Source organism: Haloprofundus halobius, assembly GCF_020097835.1.
GTDB lineage: Archaea > Halobacteriota > Halobacteria > Halobacteriales > Haloferacaceae > Haloprofundus > Haloprofundus halobius.
This window is the reverse complement of the sequence record NZ_CP083666.1, coordinates 886,569-905,605: the sequence shown is the minus strand read 5'-3', so window position 1 is coordinate 905,605 and position 19,037 is coordinate 886,569. Positions and strand designations below refer to the sequence as shown.

Annotated in this window: 13 protein-coding genes; 6 read left to right on the top strand and 7 right to left on the bottom strand. The window is 65.3% G+C overall.

What is annotated here, in order from left to right:
- Window positions 1-89: 89 nt before the first annotated feature.
- On the top strand, window positions 90-1,601 hold the full coding sequence (locus LAQ74_RS04800; protein ID WP_224335607.1) for a right-handed parallel beta-helix repeat-containing protein: 1,512 nt from the start codon (window positions 90-92) through the stop codon (window positions 1,599-1,601).
- A 347-nt stretch (window positions 1,602-1,948) separates the two neighbouring features.
- On the opposite strand, the gene LAQ74_RS04795 is transcribed toward LAQ74_RS04800, so the two are convergent.
- The gene (locus tag LAQ74_RS04795) at window positions 1,949-3,319 is read right to left on the bottom strand and encodes a polysaccharide deacetylase family protein (RefSeq protein ID WP_224335606.1); all 1,371 of its coding nucleotides are present in this window, start codon (window positions 3,317-3,319) and stop codon (window positions 1,949-1,951) included.
- Window positions 3,320-3,397: 78 nt separating this feature from the next.
- Window positions 3,398-4,759: a glycosyltransferase family 4 protein gene (locus LAQ74_RS04790; RefSeq protein ID WP_224335605.1), complete on the bottom strand. Its 1,362-nt coding sequence runs from the start codon at window positions 4,757-4,759 to the stop codon at window positions 3,398-3,400.
- 396 nt (window positions 4,760-5,155) lie between these two features.
- On the opposite strand from LAQ74_RS04790, the gene LAQ74_RS04785 reads away from it, so the two are divergent.
- The 3 genes from LAQ74_RS04785 to LAQ74_RS04775 are packed head-to-tail and all read left to right on the top strand — an operon-like array spanning window position 5,156 to window position 8,564.
- A complete protein-coding gene (locus LAQ74_RS04785; protein ID WP_224335604.1) occupies window positions 5,156-6,865 on the top strand; it encodes an asparagine synthase-related protein in 1,710 nt (569 codons plus the stop codon).
- 5 nt (window positions 6,866-6,870) lie between these two features.
- The gene (locus LAQ74_RS04780) at window positions 6,871-7,998 is read left to right on the top strand and encodes a DUF1616 domain-containing protein (RefSeq protein ID WP_224335603.1); all 1,128 of its coding nucleotides are present in this window, start codon (window positions 6,871-6,873) and stop codon (window positions 7,996-7,998) included.
- Window positions 7,998-8,564 carry a metal-dependent hydrolase gene (locus LAQ74_RS04775; protein WP_224335602.1) on the top strand — a complete coding sequence of 189 codons (567 nt, stop codon included), beginning with the start codon at window positions 7,998-8,000 and terminating at the stop codon, window positions 8,562-8,564. Before LAQ74_RS04780 ends, LAQ74_RS04775 begins: the two co-directional genes overlap by 1 nt.
- Window positions 8,565-9,266: 702 nt before the next feature.
- Here LAQ74_RS04775 and LAQ74_RS04770 read toward each other — a convergent pair.
- Genes LAQ74_RS04770 through LAQ74_RS04750 form a run of 5 tightly spaced genes read right to left on the bottom strand, consistent with a single transcriptional unit; the run spans window position 9,267 to window position 15,708 of the window.
- On the bottom strand, window positions 9,267-11,273 hold the full coding sequence (locus LAQ74_RS04770; RefSeq protein ID WP_224335601.1) for a hypothetical protein: 2,007 nt from the start codon (window positions 11,271-11,273) through the stop codon (window positions 9,267-9,269).
- Between the two features lies 1 nt (window position 11,274).
- Window positions 11,275-12,210 carry a glycosyltransferase gene (locus LAQ74_RS04765; RefSeq protein WP_224335600.1) on the bottom strand — a complete coding sequence of 312 codons (936 nt, stop codon included), beginning with the start codon at window positions 12,208-12,210 and terminating at the stop codon, window positions 11,275-11,277.
- Window positions 12,207-13,271 (bottom strand): DUF354 domain-containing protein, encoded by a 1,065-nt coding sequence (locus tag LAQ74_RS04760; protein WP_224335599.1) that lies wholly within the window; start codon window positions 13,269-13,271, stop codon window positions 12,207-12,209. Before LAQ74_RS04760 ends, LAQ74_RS04765 begins: the two co-directional genes overlap by 4 nt.
- On the bottom strand, window positions 13,268-14,362 hold the full coding sequence (locus LAQ74_RS04755) for a glycosyltransferase family 2 protein (protein ID WP_224335597.1): 1,095 nt from the start codon (window positions 14,360-14,362) through the stop codon (window positions 13,268-13,270). The genes LAQ74_RS04760 and LAQ74_RS04755 overlap by 4 nt, the downstream gene beginning before the upstream one ends.
- A complete protein-coding gene (locus LAQ74_RS04750; RefSeq protein WP_224335593.1) occupies window positions 14,362-15,708 on the bottom strand; it encodes a nucleotide sugar dehydrogenase in 1,347 nt (448 codons plus the stop codon). The genes LAQ74_RS04755 and LAQ74_RS04750 overlap by 1 nt, the downstream gene beginning before the upstream one ends.
- A gap of 890 nt (window positions 15,709-16,598) precedes the next feature.
- Here LAQ74_RS04750 and LAQ74_RS20475 point away from each other — a divergent pair.
- Together LAQ74_RS20475 and LAQ74_RS04740 are read left to right on the top strand one after the other, a co-directional pair.
- Window positions 16,599-17,231: a DUF7344 domain-containing protein gene (locus tag LAQ74_RS20475; RefSeq protein WP_425498511.1), complete on the top strand. Its 633-nt coding sequence runs from the start codon at window positions 16,599-16,601 to the stop codon at window positions 17,229-17,231.
- Between the two features lie 325 nt (window positions 17,232-17,556).
- Window positions 17,557-18,987, top strand: coding sequence for a helix-turn-helix transcriptional regulator (locus LAQ74_RS04740; RefSeq protein ID WP_224335591.1), 1,431 nt, complete (start codon window positions 17,557-17,559; stop codon window positions 18,985-18,987).
- The last annotated feature ends 50 nt before the right edge of the window (window positions 18,988-19,037 follow it).

The window sequence follows — 19,037 nt, the reverse complement described above, 5'->3', positions numbered from 1 at the left end:
GGTGTTTTAGGACGGTTAGTTGCGTGGTAATAAAATGAGTTCCGTAGCGCGTGACAGACGTGCCTACCGACCGATCTCGAAGCAGGCAGATGAACCGCCGTTCCTATCTCTCACTCGCCGGTGCCGCCGGGGCGCTCGGCATCGCGTCGTTCTCCGGTACCGCCGAGGCGACACACTCGCTGAACGACGACTACGGGACCGTCGTCGACATCGTCGACGCCGGGGCCGACCCCGAAGGAGGCGAATCGATCACGCCGGTTCTCCGCGAGGTGGCCGACGACGACACACTCGTCAAGTTCCCACCGGGCCGGTACTACATGGACGAGCAGTTCCGCTTCACCGGGTTCGAGAACTTCGGTCTCGCCTCCAACGGCGCGACCATCGTTCCGGCGAGCTACGACGAGTTCGAGGGCCCGCAGTACCGCCTCTTCCGACTCGGCGTCGCCTACGACCCGGGCGTCGACCTCCACGTCGAGAACTTCACCATCGACCAGACCGCCGCGGATACGGGTATCCGCGCGCTCCACGTCGAAGTCGACGACGGCCTCGTCGTCCGCGACATCGATATCGTCGGCGAGCACGACAGCGGCACGTGGGGACCGGGTCTGTTCAACATCACCAGTTCGTCGGGGTCGGGTCTCGTCGATAACTTCCGTGCGCCCGACGGCGGGACGTACTCGACGCGGACCCCCGGTGACCTCCGGTGGGGTCCGACCGGTATCATCGTCGACGTCAATCACCGAGGCACCATCGAGTTCCACGACTGCGAACTCGGGGCGTTTCCCGACAACGGTCTCTACGTCTCCGACGACAACGGCCGGACTATCGTCAACGGCGGCGAGTACCGAAACAGCAGAGCGGCGAGCATCCGACTCGCGGGTGACGACAGCTCCGTTCGCGGTGCGACGGTCGTCGTCGACCGGAACCGTGAGTACGACGATACCCAGCGCGGCATTCGCCTCGAAAACGGGTCGGGTTTGTCCGTGTTCGACACGACGATTCGACTCGACGCGGCCAACGGTGCGGCCGTGTCGGTACAGAACAGCGCCGACTCGACGTGGCTCTCGGGACTCTCCATCAGCGTCGACGGCGACCGACCGAACCACGGCGTCGTCGTCTCCCCGGAGGCGGGCGAGACGGTGCTCCTCCGCAGCGATATCGAACAGCGAACCCCCGGCGGCTACGGCCTCTGGACGAAAGCCGGGTCGAACGCCGAGCGGGTCGTCGCCGAGTACTGCACGTTCACCGGCGACGTCGGTGACGAGACGTTCCGCGCGGCGGTTCGCGCCGACCGGGACCATACACAGCTTCGCGCCGTCACCATCGACCAGATACGCACGCGCTATCGCCACGGGATCGAACTCACCGGCGACGACTGCTTCCTCTACGGCGGGCGATACATCTCCGGCGGCTACCCGATCGTCAACGTCGGCGACGACACCTGGATGGAGGAACTCACGGCCGGGTCCACCGGCGGCAAGGAGGCGGTCCAACTGTACGACGAGAGCAGCGGCGTGACCATCAAGGAGAGCGTTCTCGAAAACGGCATTCAGGACCTCGGCTCTGCGGGCCTTCGGGCGTATCTGAACGAGTATCCGTAAGTCGTCGGTCGGCGGTGTGGCGTGTCCATTCTAAAACTGCGCTCGACGACATCGTTTTTCGAGACAGTCCCGTATCGACGCCCGTTCGAGCGGCGCGACTCGTTTCTTCGGGTTTCGTCAGATGTAGCTGAGGCTCGGACCGCGTAGTGCGGAAAGACGGTGGTGGAAACCCCCGTGAGCACGGCGGCGATACATCTGCGACCGCTGTCCCAGTTCGTCACAAGAAGCGAGAACCGAGAGAAAGCGGGAAGAAAACAGAAACCCTGAGTCGGCCCGGTACGTGTCTGACCGAAACGGGAACCGCGTGGGACCGACCGAGACGGTGTGATGTGTCGCAGCGACGCCGGCTAGACCGATTTACGCAGTTTCCAGAGTTCGGAGAAGTTGATGACCTCGATACCCTCCTTCTGGTCGACGTGTTCGAGGAGCTTCTTGTAGTCTCCCTTCCCCATCGTGTTCTCCTCCTCGAAGTCGTGGAAGTTGAGGATGCCGACGTTCTGGTGCTTCGCACACTGGTCGACGACCCGCTTGGCGACGTCCAGGTCGTGACCGACGGTGCGGGGTAGCACGAGCGGGTCGAACGCGTACGGACTCGTCGTGTTCAGGTCGAACGACTGGTTCATTCCGCCCATGTAGTGGTACTTGTTGACGATGTCGAGCGCCGTCGAGTCGTAGTCGTTGCCGGGGTAGACGACGAAGTTCGAGCTCTCGAAGCCGTGGCCGAGCAGCCACTGCTTGTTCTCTTGGAGCGTCCTCTCGAGTTCGTCGCCCGACAGCGAGTGGAAGCGGTTGCTGATGCTCTCGTGGGCGACGATCTCGTCGCCCGCCTCGTGGCGCTCCTTCAGTTCGCCGAGCGTCATGAACTCATCCTGCCCGATGAACCGTGGGACGGCGGCCTGAACGGCCGGCATATCGAACTCGTCGTGCAGCGGTGCGGCGTCGTTGTAGTAGCTCTTGCGACCGTCGTCCCAACTGAAGACGACGTACCCCTTGTCGGGCTTGTCGTGGATGCGCAGGTCGTCGACCCACACCTCGATGTCGTCGCTCGTGGCGTTGTTGGCGACGATCTCGATGCGGTTGATCTGCGTGAGGTCCGGCGGCGTCTTGCTCGTCTCGTAGACGCCGGGGGCCGTACGGAACCAATCCACGTCGGGCGTCTCCATCGAGATGTTTCGCAGTTCGAGCACCGCGTAGTTGCCGAAGGGGTCGCGGAGGTAGACGAACAGCGCGAACTTCGAGGGCGTCGTCGTCCGCAGCGCGAGCGAGAAGTCCTTCTTCGTGAGGTCGCGGTTGTTCTCGAACGAGCGCTCGATGCTGGCGTTCTCGCCGCCTTTGCCGGTGATCTTCGCGCTCGTATCGCCTCTGAAGGCGTGCTTGGAGGACGACTCCATCTCGCCGGCGTTCGAGAGCCACGACGAGAGGTCGGTGAAGTCGTCGAGCAGCTCTCCGGGTTCGTTGTACTTCTCCCGACTCTGGTACTTCGTTTCAACCTCCGCCGGTTCGTCGGTCTCGGTCGGTTCGTCGGTCTCGGTCGGTTCGTCGGTCTCCGCGCCGTCGCTCGCGGACTGGTTCGCGCTCTGAGTCGACCCGTTGGCCGCGGAGTCGTCGGCGTCGTCGGGCGACTGGCCGTTACAGCCCGCGATTCCGACGAGGCCGGCCAATCCGGCCGCACCGGTGGTCTGGAGGAACCGTCTTCGGCTTCGACTGTCGTCCTTCATCTGTACCTCCCGATTTGCGAACTGGGTCCATTACTATGGATCCGCTATGCACTCGCCCCGCCGACGCTTACTGACGCGCTAACCGGAGCGGGCGACTGTTCGCTCAGTTTCGAACGTTTTAGTCCGGTCGTTCGGCGGCCGTCCGGCCCGAACGTCGGCGTACAGCGACAGGAACTCCTCGACGACTCGTCCGCGCGAAAACCGCGCCAACTGGCCCGGAATCGCCTCTCGATAGCCGTCGTACTCGTCTCGCAGTCGTCCGAACGCGCGAGCGAGCGACTCGGGGTCGTCGGCCTCGAAGCGGACGCCCGCGTCGCCGACGATGAAGTCGGTACTTCCCACGTCCGAGGAGAGCACCGGCGTCCCGCTCGACAGCGCTTCGAGGAAAACGCGGCCGAACGGTTCGTCGAGCAGACCGGGGTAGACGAAGGCGTCGGCGGCGGCGTACTCCGACGGAAGGTCGTCATGGTCGACGAACCCCAGCCAGTCGACGTGGTCGTCGACGCCGAGGTCGGTCGAAATGGAGCGAAGCGCGCCACCGTACGGCCCGGCCCCGGCGATGCGGACGCGCACGTCGTGGCCGTCGTCGAGTATCGACGGTAGCGCCCGGAGCAGCACCTGAAAGCCTTTGACGTATTTGAACGCGCCGACGGCGAGCAGGGTGAACGGGTCGTCGTCGCTGCGACCCAGGTCGGGGTCGCCACCGCGTTTGTACGCCGCCGGGTCGGAGACGGCGAACTCGCCGCTGTCGAAGTGCGGAATCACCTTGAGACGCTCCTCGGAGAAGCCGAACTCGGTGTAGTCGTCGCGCTGGTGCGGCGACAGCAGGTGATACGCCGAGATTCCCTCGCGCGCGTCGATAGACTTCTGGACGAACTCCACCTTCGCGAGCGAGTCGTACGACGAGCGAAGCGTCGTCTCGACGCCCGATTTCCGGGTATAGGCGCTTCCGGCGATGCAGGCTGCGCACTTCGCTCGACTCGGGCCGCCGCACTTCTCGCGGTCCATCCACATCATGTCGCCTTTCGGACAGACCGGTTGGTAGGAGTTCAGCGTCACGACCGTGGGGATCGAGAGCGTCGACAGCGGGTCGATAAAACCGGTCGAGTACGAGTGGACGAGGTCGTGTCGCTCCAACCGGTCGGTGAGGCCCTCGACGACGTCTACTTTCGTCAGGAGGGGATGCGGCAGTTTCGGGAGGTCGTCGCGGACGACGTAGTCGACGCGGTCGGTCGCGGGCAGCTGCGAGCGGTCGGCGTTTCGCTGGCTGACGACGTACACCGTCAGGTCGTGGTGTTTCGAGAGTTCGCGGATGAGGAGCGCGGCGGTGTACGTCGCGCCCGTGCCGTCGAGTCCGGGGACCTCGACGGGGACGAATCCGACGTCGAGTCGTTCGGGCGGTGTCGTCGACCGTTCGCGCGCCGCTTCGCCGTCACCCACGGGTCGTCACCGGGAACTGGTCCCGACGGCGTCGACGCGGATGCTCCGTGGTCGATCCGTGCGCGCGACGGTGGCGGGGCGAATCGTTCATCGACGAAAACTGTGCGCTTCCCGGGGATTATTATGAACCGGATAACCCCGACTCTGGAGCTGCGTCGGCGGTTACGTCCACCACAACCCCGTCGCTGAACTCGCTTACCGACTCCATAGCAAAGCCCCGAGGGTCCGCAGGAACTCGTATCCGAACCTATCGACAGCTATGATATCGACCACCCGCCGCCCGAGTCGACTCGACGCATCGACCACCCGCGGCACGTCCACTCCATCCCCAGCCGAACCGCGTCTAGAGCGCGCCGCCCGTCGCCCCGCGCGAGAACGGAGCGTGGGACAGTGAGCATGCAAAAGCAGTTCTTCGGCGTCTTCGGGGACGCCGACGAGTTCGAACGGCTACGCTCGCCACACGAGTTCGACACTATCGTCGGCGGCGATGTCGCCACCGTCGGTATCCGCGACCCGGGACTCGGTCACCCCGGCCGTAGCGACACCTACTCCGGTCCGAAAGGCGACTGTGTGGTCTGGGGCGAGGCGTACGCGCCCGGCACTCACAGCAACGTCGCCGAGTGGGTGCTCGACCGCTTCGACGAACGCGGCCGCGAGGCGTTCTCCGAACTCAACGGCTCGTACCTCGTCTTCGTCGAGCGCGAGGGCGAGGCGTTCGTCGTCACCGACCCCATCCGGTCGTGGGACTGCTTCTATGCCGACACCGCCCGCGGGCGCGTGTTCAGTTCCGACGCGGCCGCCGTCGCACGGACGCTCTCGGGGCACGCCGTCCGCCGCGACGCCCTCCTCGAGTTCCTCCACCTCGGCGTCGTCCTCGGCGAGAAGTCGCTGCTCGAACGGATGTTTCGGCTCCCCATCGACTCGGTGCTCACCGAATCGGCCGTACACGACCTCTCGCGGTTCGTCTACGAACCGAAGGAGTTCGACTACGTCCAAGAACTGGCTGACCGACTCGGGCGGGCGGTCCGCCGCCGTGCCCGCATGCCGGGGCGGAAAGGGCTGCTGCTCTCGGCGGGCTACGACTCGCGGACGGTGCTCTCGAAGATGCCCGAGATCGAACACTGTTACACCGTCGGTCACCCCGAAGGGCAGGAGACCGAGGGCGCGCGGACGCTCGCAACCCAGTACGGTGCCGAACACACCGCGTTCCGTCCGACGCACCGCTACCTGATGGCTGACGAGTCGAAAGTCCGCTACTCACAGGGCATCAAAGAGTCGCTGCACATCCACCACGCCGGCTACACCGACGAGATGGAGGTCGACTCGATGTTCCACGGTCTGCTCTGCGACACGTTCCTCCGCGGGCACTTCCTCGCACAGGACGGCGTCGAACTCTTCGGAAAAACGGTGCCGTTCCGACGACTCGACCCGAACCCGAACCCCGTCGAGAACCTGCTGTCGAAACTCGGTTACATGCCCGAGGCGAGTCGGGCCGTCGCCGAACAACTCGTCGGTCTCGACGCCGACCCGGCGACGTTCGTCCGAGACGCCGTCTCCCGCGAGTTCGAGAAGGCGTGGGACCGCGCCGACGGCGTCCAGAACGCCATCGACCTGACGGGTATCAGCAACCAGCCGTCGACGCCGTTCAGAACCCACCTCGCGGACAACTTCTTCGAGTCGTTCGTCATCGCCGACGCGGAACTGCTCGACTGGCACCTGACGACGCCGCCGCAGTACCGCAACACGGCGACGTTCATCAAGGCGCTGCGTCGTCTCGACGACGACATCCTGCGGAACCCGCCGCCGGACCGCCCCTACGACACCCAGATTTTCAACCACGTCGAGGGGTTCCTCCGCCGGAAACTGCCGCTCGTCGAGGGGTTCGAGTCGCCGTGGCCCGACCGCCGCGACATCTACAGCGAGTACGAACTCGACGAGGCGCTGTTCCCCGACGAACCGTACGTCCACGACCTCCCGGTCCGGCACAAGCTCCGAATCAACGACAGCTTCGGCTGGCTCGAACTCTGCACGGAACGGTCGATTCGCCCGAAAGAGGTGTTCGCCGTCGACGAACGCGTCCCCGACACCGGGAAACGAGGTGTCTGAGCGACGTGTCCCACTCCCCGTACTCGCGGCGCAGCCCGTGGTTCACCGACATCTTGGCCGCGTTCGCGCTCCTCGGCGTCGCCGCCGCGGCGATTCACACGTCCCTCACCGGATTGCCACGGCTCCTCCTCACGATGCCGCTCGTGCTGTTCCTGCCGGGCTACGCGCTCGTCTCCGCCATCTTCCCCGACCGGAACACGACCTCCCGAACCGCCTTCGACGACGCCGTCTCCGGCCTCCGCAACCCGCTTCCGACCGCCCGGTCGGTGACGGGCGTCGAGCGCGTCGCGCTGGCCGTCGTCGGGAGCGCGCTCGTCGTTCCGCTCGTCGCGGTCGGCGTCCACTTCTCGCCGCAACCCATCGAGTTGTTCCCCGTCGCCATCGGCGTCGAGGCGACGACGGGCGTGCTGTTGCTCGTCGCCCTCGTGCGCCGGGCGACGCTCGACACCGACGAGCGCTACGCGCCGCCGCATCCGACCGCCATTACGGGATTGTTCTCCTCGCGACCCCCGGAGCATCCGATGCGCGGCCGCGCCAAGGGCGGGCGACTCCCGGCCGTCGCGTTGGCGCTGAGCCTGCTCGTCCTGCTCTCGACGGTCGGCTACGCGGCGACGGTGCCGACCAGCGACGACGGCTTCACCGAGTTCTACGTCGAGACCGAGGACGTAAACGGCAACACGCAGTCGATGTACCAGGACCAGTTCGCGGCCGGAGAAGCCGCGAACCTCACCGTCGGCGTCGAGAACCGCGAGCAGCAGACCGAGTCGTACAGCGTCGTCGTGTTGAGCGAACGGGTCCAGACGGAGGGCAACGAGACGACGGTGACCGAGTCCGAGCAGATCGGGTCGACGGACCTCACGCTCGACTCCAGAGAGAACGTCACCCGCGACGTGACGGTGACGCCCTCGATGTCGGGCGACGTTCGGTTCACGCTGCTGTTGTACCGGGGCGACGCACCCGCAGACCCCTCGACCGAGAACGCCTACCGGAGTCTCAAACTGTACGTCACCGTCTCCGGCGACGGCGGGCAGAACGGCTCGAACGGCTCCCTCGCCGGACCGTCGCCGAGTGACGCGGCGCTCGTGACCGACCCGCTCACTTCCACGACGACGCGGAGTGCGATCACCTACTGATGTGGCCCTGGGAGCATCTCGCGTTCGGCTACGTGCTCTACTCGCTGTTTCGACACGCCAGCGGCGGAAAGCCGACCGGCCCCGAGGTGTTCGTCCTCGCGGCGGCGACGCAGTTTCCCGACCTCGTCGACAAGCCGCTGTCGTGGACGTTCGGCGTGATGCCCACGGGGTACGGACTGGCGCACTCCATCTTCCTCGTGCCGGTGTTCGCCGCCGCGGCGCTGCTCGTGGCCAGACAACTCGGCGACCGGACTCTCGGCGTCGCGTTCGTCGCCGGCCAGCTTTCGCATCTCGCGGGCGACGTCGTCTACCCGCTCGTCGGGGGCGACGCGCTCTCGTTCGACCCGCTTTTGTGGCCGCTGGCGAACAACACCGGCGCGGCCCCCGAGGGAGGATCTCTCGAACTTGTCGCCTACTATCTCGTCCGGTGGCTGGGCGACTTGATTCGACTCGACGTCGGTTTCCTACTGGTCTTCGAGTTGGCGCTCGCGGCGTTCGTCTTCGGCCTCTGGGCGTACGACGGCTTCCCCGGTGTGGGGCCGGTGGTTCGGCCGCTGCGTCGATGAGGGCGCGTCTCCGTCGGCTGCCTCCTTCGTACCCCGATTTTCAGCGCGTTTATGTCGCGTAGGTGTGGTATCTGGGTACGGACCAGTCACGATACGGAACGCTCGTTGCGCTCGTCGGTGGAGTCCAACTCGTCTTGGTGTTCTCGATGAGGATTGCGTCCATTCGTACTTCGCTCTCGTGCTCGACGTGGTTCGGCGTGAACGTTCAGTCGACGACGTACTGACTGGCGCTCTTTTGGTCCGGAATACCCCTCACGCAGCTCGGCTCGAACATCCGAGGCGGCGACATCGAAGTGGGAGAGTTGGAGGAGAAGAAGACGATAGTAGACAGCGCCGTGGCCATCAGCGTCCTCGGAGTAGTTGGGATGGTCGTTCTCTCGGCCTCATTCGTGGTATGAGGCGGTGAGCGACCGCGATCAAATCGGACTCTCTCGCTCACCCGCGGCAGCAACGCCTCGCCGACACACTACCGAACAGCGCGAACGCGCGAGACGACGAACCCGTGACCGGTGTCCGGTATCGGGAGGGGGACCCGAGAAGCGATCGGAGGTCCATGCCCCGAGAGCGGACAGTCTTGTGAGAGTTTTCTGCGGCGGGAGCTCTCCGTCGATACTCGGTCTCCGGAGTGTCGCACGCCTGCGAGCGTCGTCGACACCGCCGAAGATGTCGCGAAAAGAGGGGAGTAGAAGCTGGGTCGTTAGATTACGAGTCAGAGTCGCCGTCCGAGGGCGTGACACACATCGTCACGTCGCCGTTGTCGTACAGCGTGCTCTGGGAGGGTCGGCAGATGCGCTCCTGCGGGATGTCGCGCGATTCGCCGACGCCGTCTTCGTTCATGAAGTACGTCGTGCCGTCAGACTGGAACTCGCGGTAGACGGTCACGTCGTGGGCGACGGGGTCACCCTCGGTGAGATTCGCCGTGTCGGCCGTATAGGCCCCCGTTCGCTTGAACACCGTCTGGTAGGGGTGGTCGGTTCGCAGTTGCTGTTCGGGCCGAATCTCCATCGGTTCGGGCCCGCCGGTCATCTGCCCGATGGTGTGGACGGCGGCGACGGACTCCTCGTTGTAGCTCAGCGTCTCGCCGTCCGGAAGCACCGGGTTGTCGAGGGTGCCGTTGCGCGAGACGACCATCGCGCCGGGGAACACCAGCGCGGCGACGAGCATCCCCGCGACCAGTACCTTGGGGTTGAGATTCGCCGCCAGATAGCGAACGCCGACGGCGGTCAGAATCGCCATCGGCGCGTACATGAACGCGAACCAGCGCTGGGGGATGAAGTTGCGGATGCCGAACATCGGCAGCCCCAGCGTGAACACGAGCATGATGGCCGTCCCGATGAGCAGCGTGAACACCGACTGCTTGGCGTGGTCGCGGTGGACCACGTACAGACAGCCGACGAACGTGCCGAGGAGCAAGAGCAGGAAGCCGAGCACGTCGATGTACGTCGCCAGTTCCGCCAGCGGTACCGAGGAACTGGACGCGGCGCTCTCGGTGCTCGCCTCGGCCCCGGCGCTCGCACCGCCCGCCAGGTTGCCGAACCCGGCGCTCGACGCAACCGTCTCGGCGAGGAAGCTCACGATCGTCTCCAGGAACGTCCCGCCCTTGTACGGCGTGAACGACCAGAGGAAGGTGATGAGCCCCACGTCGAAGACGACGAGACCGAGGATGTTCACCGGGTTGCGCGCGCGGAACACGTCCGGACGGAGCCGCGAGACGCGGTAGATACCGAGATTGAGGATGAAGTAGGCGACGACTGCGCCGCCGAAGACGACGAGCATGATGAACGACGACACCTGATGCGTGAGGATGAGCGCCACCGACAGGCCGGCGAGCAGCGCGAAGTCGCGCGCCGCGTAGTCGCTCTGCATCAGTCGGATCAGCGCGTACAACACCGTCAGGAAGATGACGAGTCCCATGCTCGTGGGAATGATGTGGATGCCCCACTCGATGACGTAGTCGCCGAACGAGAACAGCGCCGCCGCGAGCACCGCCCACCGCTCGGCGACGAGTTCGCGCGTCGCCATGTAGACGAGTAGCGGCGACAGCGGGATGACGACGCCCAAAGAGAGGTACAGCGCCGTCCGTAGCGGCACGTCGTAGATGAGCGACGCCGACGCGACGAGCAGGTGGTACAGCGGCGAGACGTAGTGTTTGTCGTCGGAGATGGCGTCCAGCGACCCCGCTTCGAGGATGCTGCTCGTCAACTCCGGCAGGTGGGTCCAGATATCGATGCCGATGAGTCCCGGCGTCGACGCCAGCGCCGCGAAGCGGACGGTTCCGGCGACGAGGACGACCTGTAACAGGAGTATCGAGGGATTGAATGCCTCCTCCTCCTTAGCGAACAGGATTTGGGAGAGAAGTAGCGTCCCGGTCACAGCGGCGATAGCGTAGAACGCGATGCCACGCTCGCCGGCCAGCACCGCCGCGAGCAACATCCCCGCCGTCCCGAGGACGACGACGCTCGGGAGTAACCGAGAGAGGCCGACCGGTAAGACGAACGCGGCCTCGTCGTTCTCGCCGCGACTGCCGTACACCGACAGCAGATACAACACCGCAGCACCGCCGAGGACCAACGGGATGGTCTCGACGTACACCTGCGAGAACAGGAAGCGAAGCGGCACCATCGCCAGCGCGGCGAGCAGCGCGAGCACCGCCGCGTCCACGTCGAAGCGACGGCCGCGGAGCCAGTCGCCGACCGAACCTATACTCATCTCAGGCCGCCCCCTCCGCGACGCACTCGTACAGCGAGGCGAGGCGTTCGCCCATGCGGTCGACGCTCACGTCGGGTGACACCGACCGCCGGCGCTCTCTGTCTCCGAGCGTGTCCACGCCGTCGACCATCCGGTCGACGCCCGCGGCCAGTTCGGCGTCCGTGTCGCCGACGACGACGCCCGGCGCGTCGCCGAACTCGTCGCGGACGAAGCCCACGTCGGTGGAGACGACCGGCAGGCCGCAGGCGGCGGCTTCCTTGACCACCATCGGACCGCTCTCGCGGCGCGAGGTGACCAGCAGCGCGTCGCTGGCGTTCATGTAGTACGGCATCTCCTCGTAGGGGACGTTCGAGACGGTCCGGAGGGTGACGTCGGCGTCGGCCGCCTCGACGACGGCCCGTGCGCGCGGGTATTCCTTCTCGTCGCGCGACTTCTCGTACGGAAAGAGGACGACTCTCTCGCTCTCGTCCCATCCGACTCTCGACCGCGCTTCGTCGCGGTCGACGGGTCGGAACCGCTCGGTGTCGACGCCGAACGGGAGATACGTGTAGTTCTCGCCGAGATGCGTCGCCATCGCGCGACTCGGGAGGACCGTCTCGTCGGCCGCACGCGCGCCGTATCGGCTCATACGGCGAAGCCAGCCGTACTCGCCCATGACGTCCGTCCCCCAGAGGGTGAGGACGAGCGGGCGCGTCGGTTGCGCCAGCGCGAACGGGACCGTGAGGCCGTAGTTCGCGTGGACGAGGTCGTAGGAGCCGAGCCCTTCGGCGAGCACCTCGGGGTAGTATCGGAGGTAGTCGCTGACGGTGCGCGGGGAGTCCGGACTGTACTCGCCGGGGACTGCGACGACAGTACAGTCGATTCCCTGTGATTCGAGCGCCTCGACCTGTTGTTCGAAAAACGAGCGCGTCGAGGTGATGAGTTGGAGGACTCTCATGCTGTGAGTTTCTGTCGGCTGTCGCTGCCGCCGCCCGCCGACTCCACCTGGTCGACGATGACGTCGGTCACGTCGACGCGTTCGGAGAGCAGTCGGTCGCGGCGGGCGCGCCACGCGTCGGCGCCGCCGCCGCGCCCTTCGAGGATGTCGACGGCGTGACTGAGCGCGTTCCGGTGTCGGTCGGGTCCGTTGCAACTGTAGACGAGGCCGTACTCGTCGGCGAGCTCGCTGACGTAGCCGAGCGAGAGACTGTTGACGTAGACGGCCGGGGTCCCGAGCATCGCGCACTCGGCGGCCGTCGTCGCGCCCTCGCCGACGTAACAGTCGGCGTAGTACAGCAGGTCGTGCATCCGCTCGGGCGAGAGGTCGAGACGGTGGCCCTCGATATCGTTCGAGAGTTCCATCTCGGCGGTGACGAACACTTTCGCGCCCGTCTCCGAGAGTCGGTCGACGACCTCGCCGACGTCGTCGAAGCCGCTCTGGCCCATATCGTGTGACGACCCCCAGTCGTTGAACCGGGTGACGACGAACGAGTCGCCCTCGTCGAGGCCGAGGTCGGAGCGTACCGTGGGGTCCGGCGTGAAGCGGTCGGGGTGGAGATACGCGAGTTCGTGGTAGCCCGGATATCGGACCTGTTTCGGGCCGATATCGCCGACGTAGCACGACGGCGTGCAGACGGTGTGGGCGAACGGGTAGGCGAGGTTCTTGATGATGGTCGCGTGTTCGGTGTCGTAGAAGACGACGCTCCGCGCGCCGACGAGCGGCGCGACGTGCGCGGCGGCGACACCACCGATGGCCGCGATGACGTCGGGGTTCAACTCGCGCGCGCGACGGAGTAACCGAAGTTCGTACGTCGCCTGCACCGCCGCTAACGAGGCCAGTCCGTGCGACTCGCCGGCGAGCACCTCGTGTTCGATGCCGTAGAGTTCGAGCAGGCGGACGGCCATCTCCTTCTCGCGCGCGAAGACGTGGACCTCGTGGCCCCGCGCCTCCAGTTCGTCGATGGCGTGCTTGAAGAAGTGGACGTGGCCCGGATGTTGGACGGTGACGGCGACTCTCACTCTCGGCGCACCTCCAACTCCTCGTTCTCCTGCATGTCGAACACCATCGCCAGCAGCATCGAGACGACGCCGATGGAAGCGAGAACGCCGCCGGAATGGTCGTCGTCGTCGTCGACCGTCCCTTTCAGCGCGTCGAGGAGGCCCGCACCGGCAATTGCCGCACCGAACAGGTACAGACCCGCGAGCGGGTGGAAGTCGACGGTGAGGTACTTCACGCGCAGTCGCCACAGGAAATCCTTCGCCAAGAGCGTCGACAGGCGGGGGACGAACGTCTTGTACTCGATGGTGCTCTCCTCGTCGCCGTAGACGGCCGGAATCGCCACGTCGGCGACACGGAGGCCGTGGGCGTTGAGCTTGACGAGCACGTCGTTGCAGAAGCCGTAGCGCTCGTACAACGACTCGTAGTCGATGGTCTCCAGCGCCTCCCGCGAGATGGCGGTGTAGCCGTTCTGGGGGTCCATCGTCTTCCAGTAGCCGCTCGCAGCCTTCGTGAGCAGCGTGAGCAGCCAGTTGCCGAAGGAGCGCCACGTGCTCATCCCCTCGCGGTACTCGCGGTAGCGGAGGCGGTTGCCCTTCGCGTAGTCGGCCTCGCCGGAGACGACGGGGTCGATGAGGCGGTCGAGTTTCTCGGGATCCATCTGGCCGTCGCCGTTCATCACGGCGACGACGTCGATGCCGTCGGCGAGCGCGCGCTCGTAGCCCGTCTTGATGGCACCGCCGACCCCCCGGTTCTCTTCGAGGCGGATGGCGACGACGCGCTCGTCGAAGGCGGGTGGCGAATCCGCGACGCCGCGTTCGACGTCTCGTGGTGCGTCATCGTCGACGCCGTCGTCCTCGGACGCGGACACCTCTCGCGGTCGGAACCGCGCCGTCCCGCCGTCGGTTTCGACGAGGCGACTGCTCTCGCTGATGTGCGCGGCGTTCGCTCGCGTGGCGTGCCGCTGAATCTCGTCCCAGGTGTCGTCCGTCGACCGGTCGTCGACGACGTACACCCGGTCGACGAACGCGGGCATCGTGTCGATGACGTCGCCGACCAAGCCTTCCTCGTTGTATGCGGGGACGACGACGCCGACTCTCGACTCTCCGTACATCAGACCCTCCGATACGTGAAGCCGTGGTCGGCGACTTCCGCGGCGTCGAGCGCGCCACAGACGTCGAGCAGGAACGGGTCGTCGTTCATCTCTTCGCGCGCGGCGTCGAGGTCGAGACTGTCGAACACGTCGTGTGGCGTCGCCAGGACGATGCCGTCCGCGTTCTCGAAGGAAGGCTGGTCCATCACGTCGATGCCGAACGCTCGACTCGTCTGTTCGGGGTCGGCGTAGGGGTCGAAGCCGAGGATGTCGACGCCGTACTCCTGCATCGTCTCGATGACGCCGTCGACTTTCGAGGTGCGGATGTCGGCGACGTTCGGCTTGTACGTCAGCCCGAGGACGACGACGCGACTCTCGCCGAGGACGTTACCGCAGTCGTTCAGCGTCTTCAGCGCGAGTTCGGAGACGTGTTCGGGCATCCGGCGATTGACGTCGCGGGCCTTCAGCGTCAGTTCGGGCACGTATCCCTCCATCTTCGAGCGGTAGGCGAAGTAGAACGGGTCGACGGGGATGCAGTGACCGCCGACGAGGCCGGGCGAGTAGTCGTGGAAGTTCCACTTCGTCCCGGCGGCGTCGAGTACCTCCTGAGTGTCGATGCCGATGCGGTCGAAGGCGACGGCGAGTTCGTTCATCAGCGCGATGTTCAGGTCGCGCTGGACGTTCTCGACGACCTTCGACGCCTCGGCGGCTTCGAGCGACGACGTGCGGTGGACGCCCACGTCGACGACGCACTCGTACAGTTCCGCCACGTCTTCGAGGACGGCGGGGTCGTCCGCACCGACGACTTTCACCACGTCGCGGAGGCCGTGTTCCTCGTCGCCCGGCGTGGCTCGCTCGGGGGAGTAGGCGACGAAGAACTCCTCGCCGGCCGTGAGTCCGGAGGCCTCCTCGAGCGCGGGAGCGAGCACCGAGCGGGTCGCACCCGGGAACACCGTCGATTCGAGGACGACGGTCGTCTCCGGCGTCATGTGTCTGCCGACGGTCTCACCGGCGCTCTCGACGAACCGGAGGTCCGGATTCTCCATCTCGTCGACGGGTGTCGGTACGGTGACGACGACGTAGTCGGCCTCGGCGATGGTCGCGGGGTCGGTGGTGAACTCGACCTCGCTGTCGGCGACGACGGAGTCGCCGAGATCACCGGTCGTGTCGGTCCCCTCGGTGAGCGTCCCGACCTTCTCCTCGTCGATGTCGTAGCCGATGACCTGCTGGTCGACGCGGTCGAAGTGAACCGCCAGCGGGAGTCCGACGTAACCCAGGCCGACGACACAGATCGTCTCGGTGCGGCCGGCCGAGTCGGCGTGGCGTCCCTCGTCGCGACGACGAGCGCCGGTGAGTCCCGAACTCATCGCTGTGCCTCCCCTGCGGGGAACCGTTCGTGTTCGGCCGTGCAGTTCCGTCTGTCGTGACGAAGCGTCTGTGTCTCGCTCATGTGGGGAATTTCCTCCCGCCTGCGCGAACCGCAGGGCGGGTTTCGATTTTCCAGTACCCTCGTACCGGCTTTATTATAGAGCGAGTAAGCGACGCACCCGGTTTTTCGACGCGTGGGACGGCCTCTGATGGCCGTCTCCTCGCCCTCCACGCCTCTCGCGGCCGTTCTCGGTGAGCTCTCTCCGGACTGTTTCGTCTCATTGCCGTTTAGGAGGTCCACAAGCGCTGTATCGCTGCTCTCGCGGTTCTACGAGGGAGCCGGTAGTCGAGGGTCGCCGAGTGACGCGGTCGGGTCCATTTCAGTTATTCTCACTGTTTCCCGCTTTGTGTCGCGTATAACAATGAGGGTATCAGCCCTCGTCCGTAGTACGGGAATACTCCCGTGAACGATATGAAGTACGCGAAAACCACCGCCGTAGTTCTCTCGTTCGTTGCGGTGGCGACGCTCTATCGCGTCGCGACCAGTTCGGTGACGCCAGTCGAGGTGACCGAACCAAGCGACGAATGAGACCGCTCGAACGGGCGATCGGACCGCCGTCTGACCGACTGTGTCGGACGGTACGACGAGTGACTGTCAACCCTCTCTCCACGCCCGTTCTGCCAGATTGAGTACCCTTTCTCGGCGCGAATTCCGCACCTCCCGAGAGACCCAATGTCGGACATCTGTTACAATCCGTGTAAACGGCCAAAACGGTCGCATACAACGATATGAAACGGTTTGAAACAGTCCGTCTGACGCGATGCAACAGTTGCGACTATCGATACGGACACCTTGATTTATTACCTGACCAGAGTTTGTACCTGATGCATGACAGTCACAGAGTCCGATAACACAACCCGGCTCGAGCCCCCCCAACTGGAGTCGGAAGCCCCTCTGTCGAAAGACAAACTGTTCCACATCCTCCAGAACCGTCGACGCCGCGACGTGCTCTGGTACCTCCGCGGAACTGAAGGTTCCGTCCGCATGCGCGACATTGCAGAACAGGTCGCCGCGTGGGAGAACGACACCACGGTTGAAGCGTTGATGTCCGACCAGCGCCAGCGCGTGTACATCGCTCTCTACCAGGAACACCTCCCGAAACTGGACGAAGACGGCGTTATCGACTACAACAAGAGTCGCGGTGTCGTCGAGCGAAACGACGTCGCCGACCAGTTCGACCCCTACCTGACGAACGAGATCGTCGAGGAGGTCACCCCATCTGGGCCCGCAACCCCGGGGGTCGACGCCCCGGAATCGGCCTCGTGGCAGAAGTACTCGATCGGTGTTTCGGGTGTCGGCGCGCTCGCGCTCCTCGGAATCACCTTCGATGCTCCCGTACTCGGTCAGTCCGGGGGTCTCGCGGTGGGACTCATCGCAGTAATGCTCGCCGTCGCCACCGTCGCGTACGCCCTCGCCGGATACTCCCGTTCTGCTTCCTCCCCTAACTCGGGCGGCGACTGAGTTCCCCGATCGAACCCGACCGACCGCGTCGGTTCGCCTCGCGAACCACCACATATAAGATTGTAGATAGAACTAAGCAAAAGGATAAGCCGGAAAATGGCTGATTGCCTCCAAAACCGGCTGTAGGTGGTTTATTTGTCCGATGACGAAATCTGTCATTAGCCTACAGTTGTATCGATAATGAGACATTATAACACCGAAAGAACTACGTTCGACATCGAACGACCTCTCTCGTATCCACCAATCGAGGGGAGAGGGTAACGTGACGAAACCGAAACACCGAGTCGTCCGAACAGTCCTCCTGGTCCTGTTGGTACTCGCGAGTGTGCCCGTCGCCACGGCGGCGAACGCGTCGGCGCTGTCGGCGTCCGAGCCGACGACTCTCCCGCAGACGGCCCCTCCGAGCGACAACTCCTCGCTCGGCGAGATCCGCTTCTCGGAGGAAGGGACAGTCCGATGGGACGGCGAGCAGTTGTACGTCTGGCGCAACGAGTCGAGCACGCTCTCGACGCGCTTTCACAACACCGGAGAGCGCTCGCTCTACGAGTTCTGTGCGTACGCCGAGGACGATGACGGCAAACAGGTCGAACTCGACTGCCAGCAGATGAACGTCGACCCGAACGGGTCGAGAAAGGTCGTCTTCGAGTTCCAACGGTACCCGCCGAACGTCTCCGGCGAGCGGAACGTCACCGTCGTCGCGACTCGCGGGTTCGGCGACGAGGAGGCGGTCTCGACGACGACCACCAGCCGTATCTTCGTCGAAAAGTCGGGCGACTACGACGGTGACGGCCTCTCGAACGAACGGGAGGCGGAACTCGAGACCGACATGAACTCGCAGGACACCGACGGCGACGGGCTGAGCGACCGTCGGGAGGTCACGAAGTACCAGTCTTCGCCGCTCTCCAGCGACACCGACGACGACGGCCTCCGCGACCAGCAGGAGGTATATCTCGGAACGAACGTCACGGACCCCGATACTGACGGTGACGGCCTCTCCGACGGCGCGGAGGTGGACGAACACGGGACCGACCCGCTCGTTCCCGACAGCGACGGCGACGGCCTCACCGACAGCGAGGAGCTCGCGTTGGACACCGACCCCACCGAGGAAGACACCGACGGCGACGGACTCCACGACGGCGCGGAAGTGAACGGACACAACACCGACCCGCTCGCCGCCGACACCGACGACGACGGGATCAACGACAGCGCAGAGGTCGGCCTCTACGGGACGAACCCGCTCCGGGCCGACAGCGACGGCGACGGCTTCTCCGACCGTGCGGAGCTTCGGCTGGGAACGAACCCGACGAACCCGGCGACGACGGTCGGATTCGCCGGACTGGCGCTCGCGGTCCTCGCCGGCGTCGGCGTCTGGTACCGGCGCAGCGACCACAGCGTCGCGACGGCGGTCAGGAGACGCGGTAGCGACCTCGTCGCGGCGGTCCGAAGCCCATCCGACTCCGAACAGCGCGTCGTCGAGGCCGACCCCGGCGCCGACGACCCGAGCGCCGCACCCCCGTTCGACTCGCAGATTCCGCTCTCGGACGACGGCCGCGTGCTGCGGATGCTCCACGAGGAGAGCGGCCGACTCAGGCAGAGCGAAATCGTCGAACGTACCGACTGGTCGAAGTCGAAGGTGAGTCGCCTGCTCTCGCGGATGGAAGAGGAGGGGAAACTCACGAAGATAAACGTCGGCCGCGAGAACGTCATCGCGCTCACCGACGAGACGCCCGACTGGGCCGACTCGGCGCTCCGGTGACTGTTCGGTCTCCCGTCCCGACGACACGATCCGACACTCGGACGACTCGA

What these genes read in the sequence shown, in the direction of transcription:
- LAQ74_RS04785 (WP_224335604.1), top strand. Translation starts at nt 5,156, where the DNA reads ATGCAAAAGCAGTTCTTCGGCGTCTTCGGGGACGCCGACGAGTTCGAA.
- LAQ74_RS04770 (WP_224335601.1), bottom strand. Translation starts at nt 11,273, where the DNA reads ATGAGTATAGGTTCGGTCGGCGACTGGCTCCGCGGCCGTCGCTTCGAC.
- LAQ74_RS04755 (WP_224335597.1), bottom strand. Translation starts at nt 14,362, where the DNA reads ATGTACGGAGAGTCGAGAGTCGGCGTCGTCGTCCCCGCATACAACGAG.
- LAQ74_RS04775 (WP_224335602.1), top strand. Translation starts at nt 7,998, where the DNA reads ATGTGGCCCTGGGAGCATCTCGCGTTCGGCTACGTGCTCTACTCGCTG.
- LAQ74_RS04800 (WP_224335607.1), top strand. Translation starts at nt 90, where the DNA reads ATGAACCGCCGTTCCTATCTCTCACTCGCCGGTGCCGCCGGGGCGCTC.
- LAQ74_RS20475 (WP_425498511.1), top strand. Translation starts at nt 16,599, where the DNA reads ATGACAGTCACAGAGTCCGATAACACAACCCGGCTCGAGCCCCCCCAA.
- LAQ74_RS04765 (WP_224335600.1), bottom strand. Translation starts at nt 12,210, where the DNA reads ATGAGAGTCCTCCAACTCATCACCTCGACGCGCTCGTTTTTCGAACAA.
- LAQ74_RS04795 (WP_224335606.1), bottom strand. Translation starts at nt 3,319, where the DNA reads ATGAAGGACGACAGTCGAAGCCGAAGACGGTTCCTCCAGACCACCGGT.
- LAQ74_RS04750 (WP_224335593.1), bottom strand. Translation starts at nt 15,708, where the DNA reads ATGAGTTCGGGACTCACCGGCGCTCGTCGTCGCGACGAGGGACGCCAC.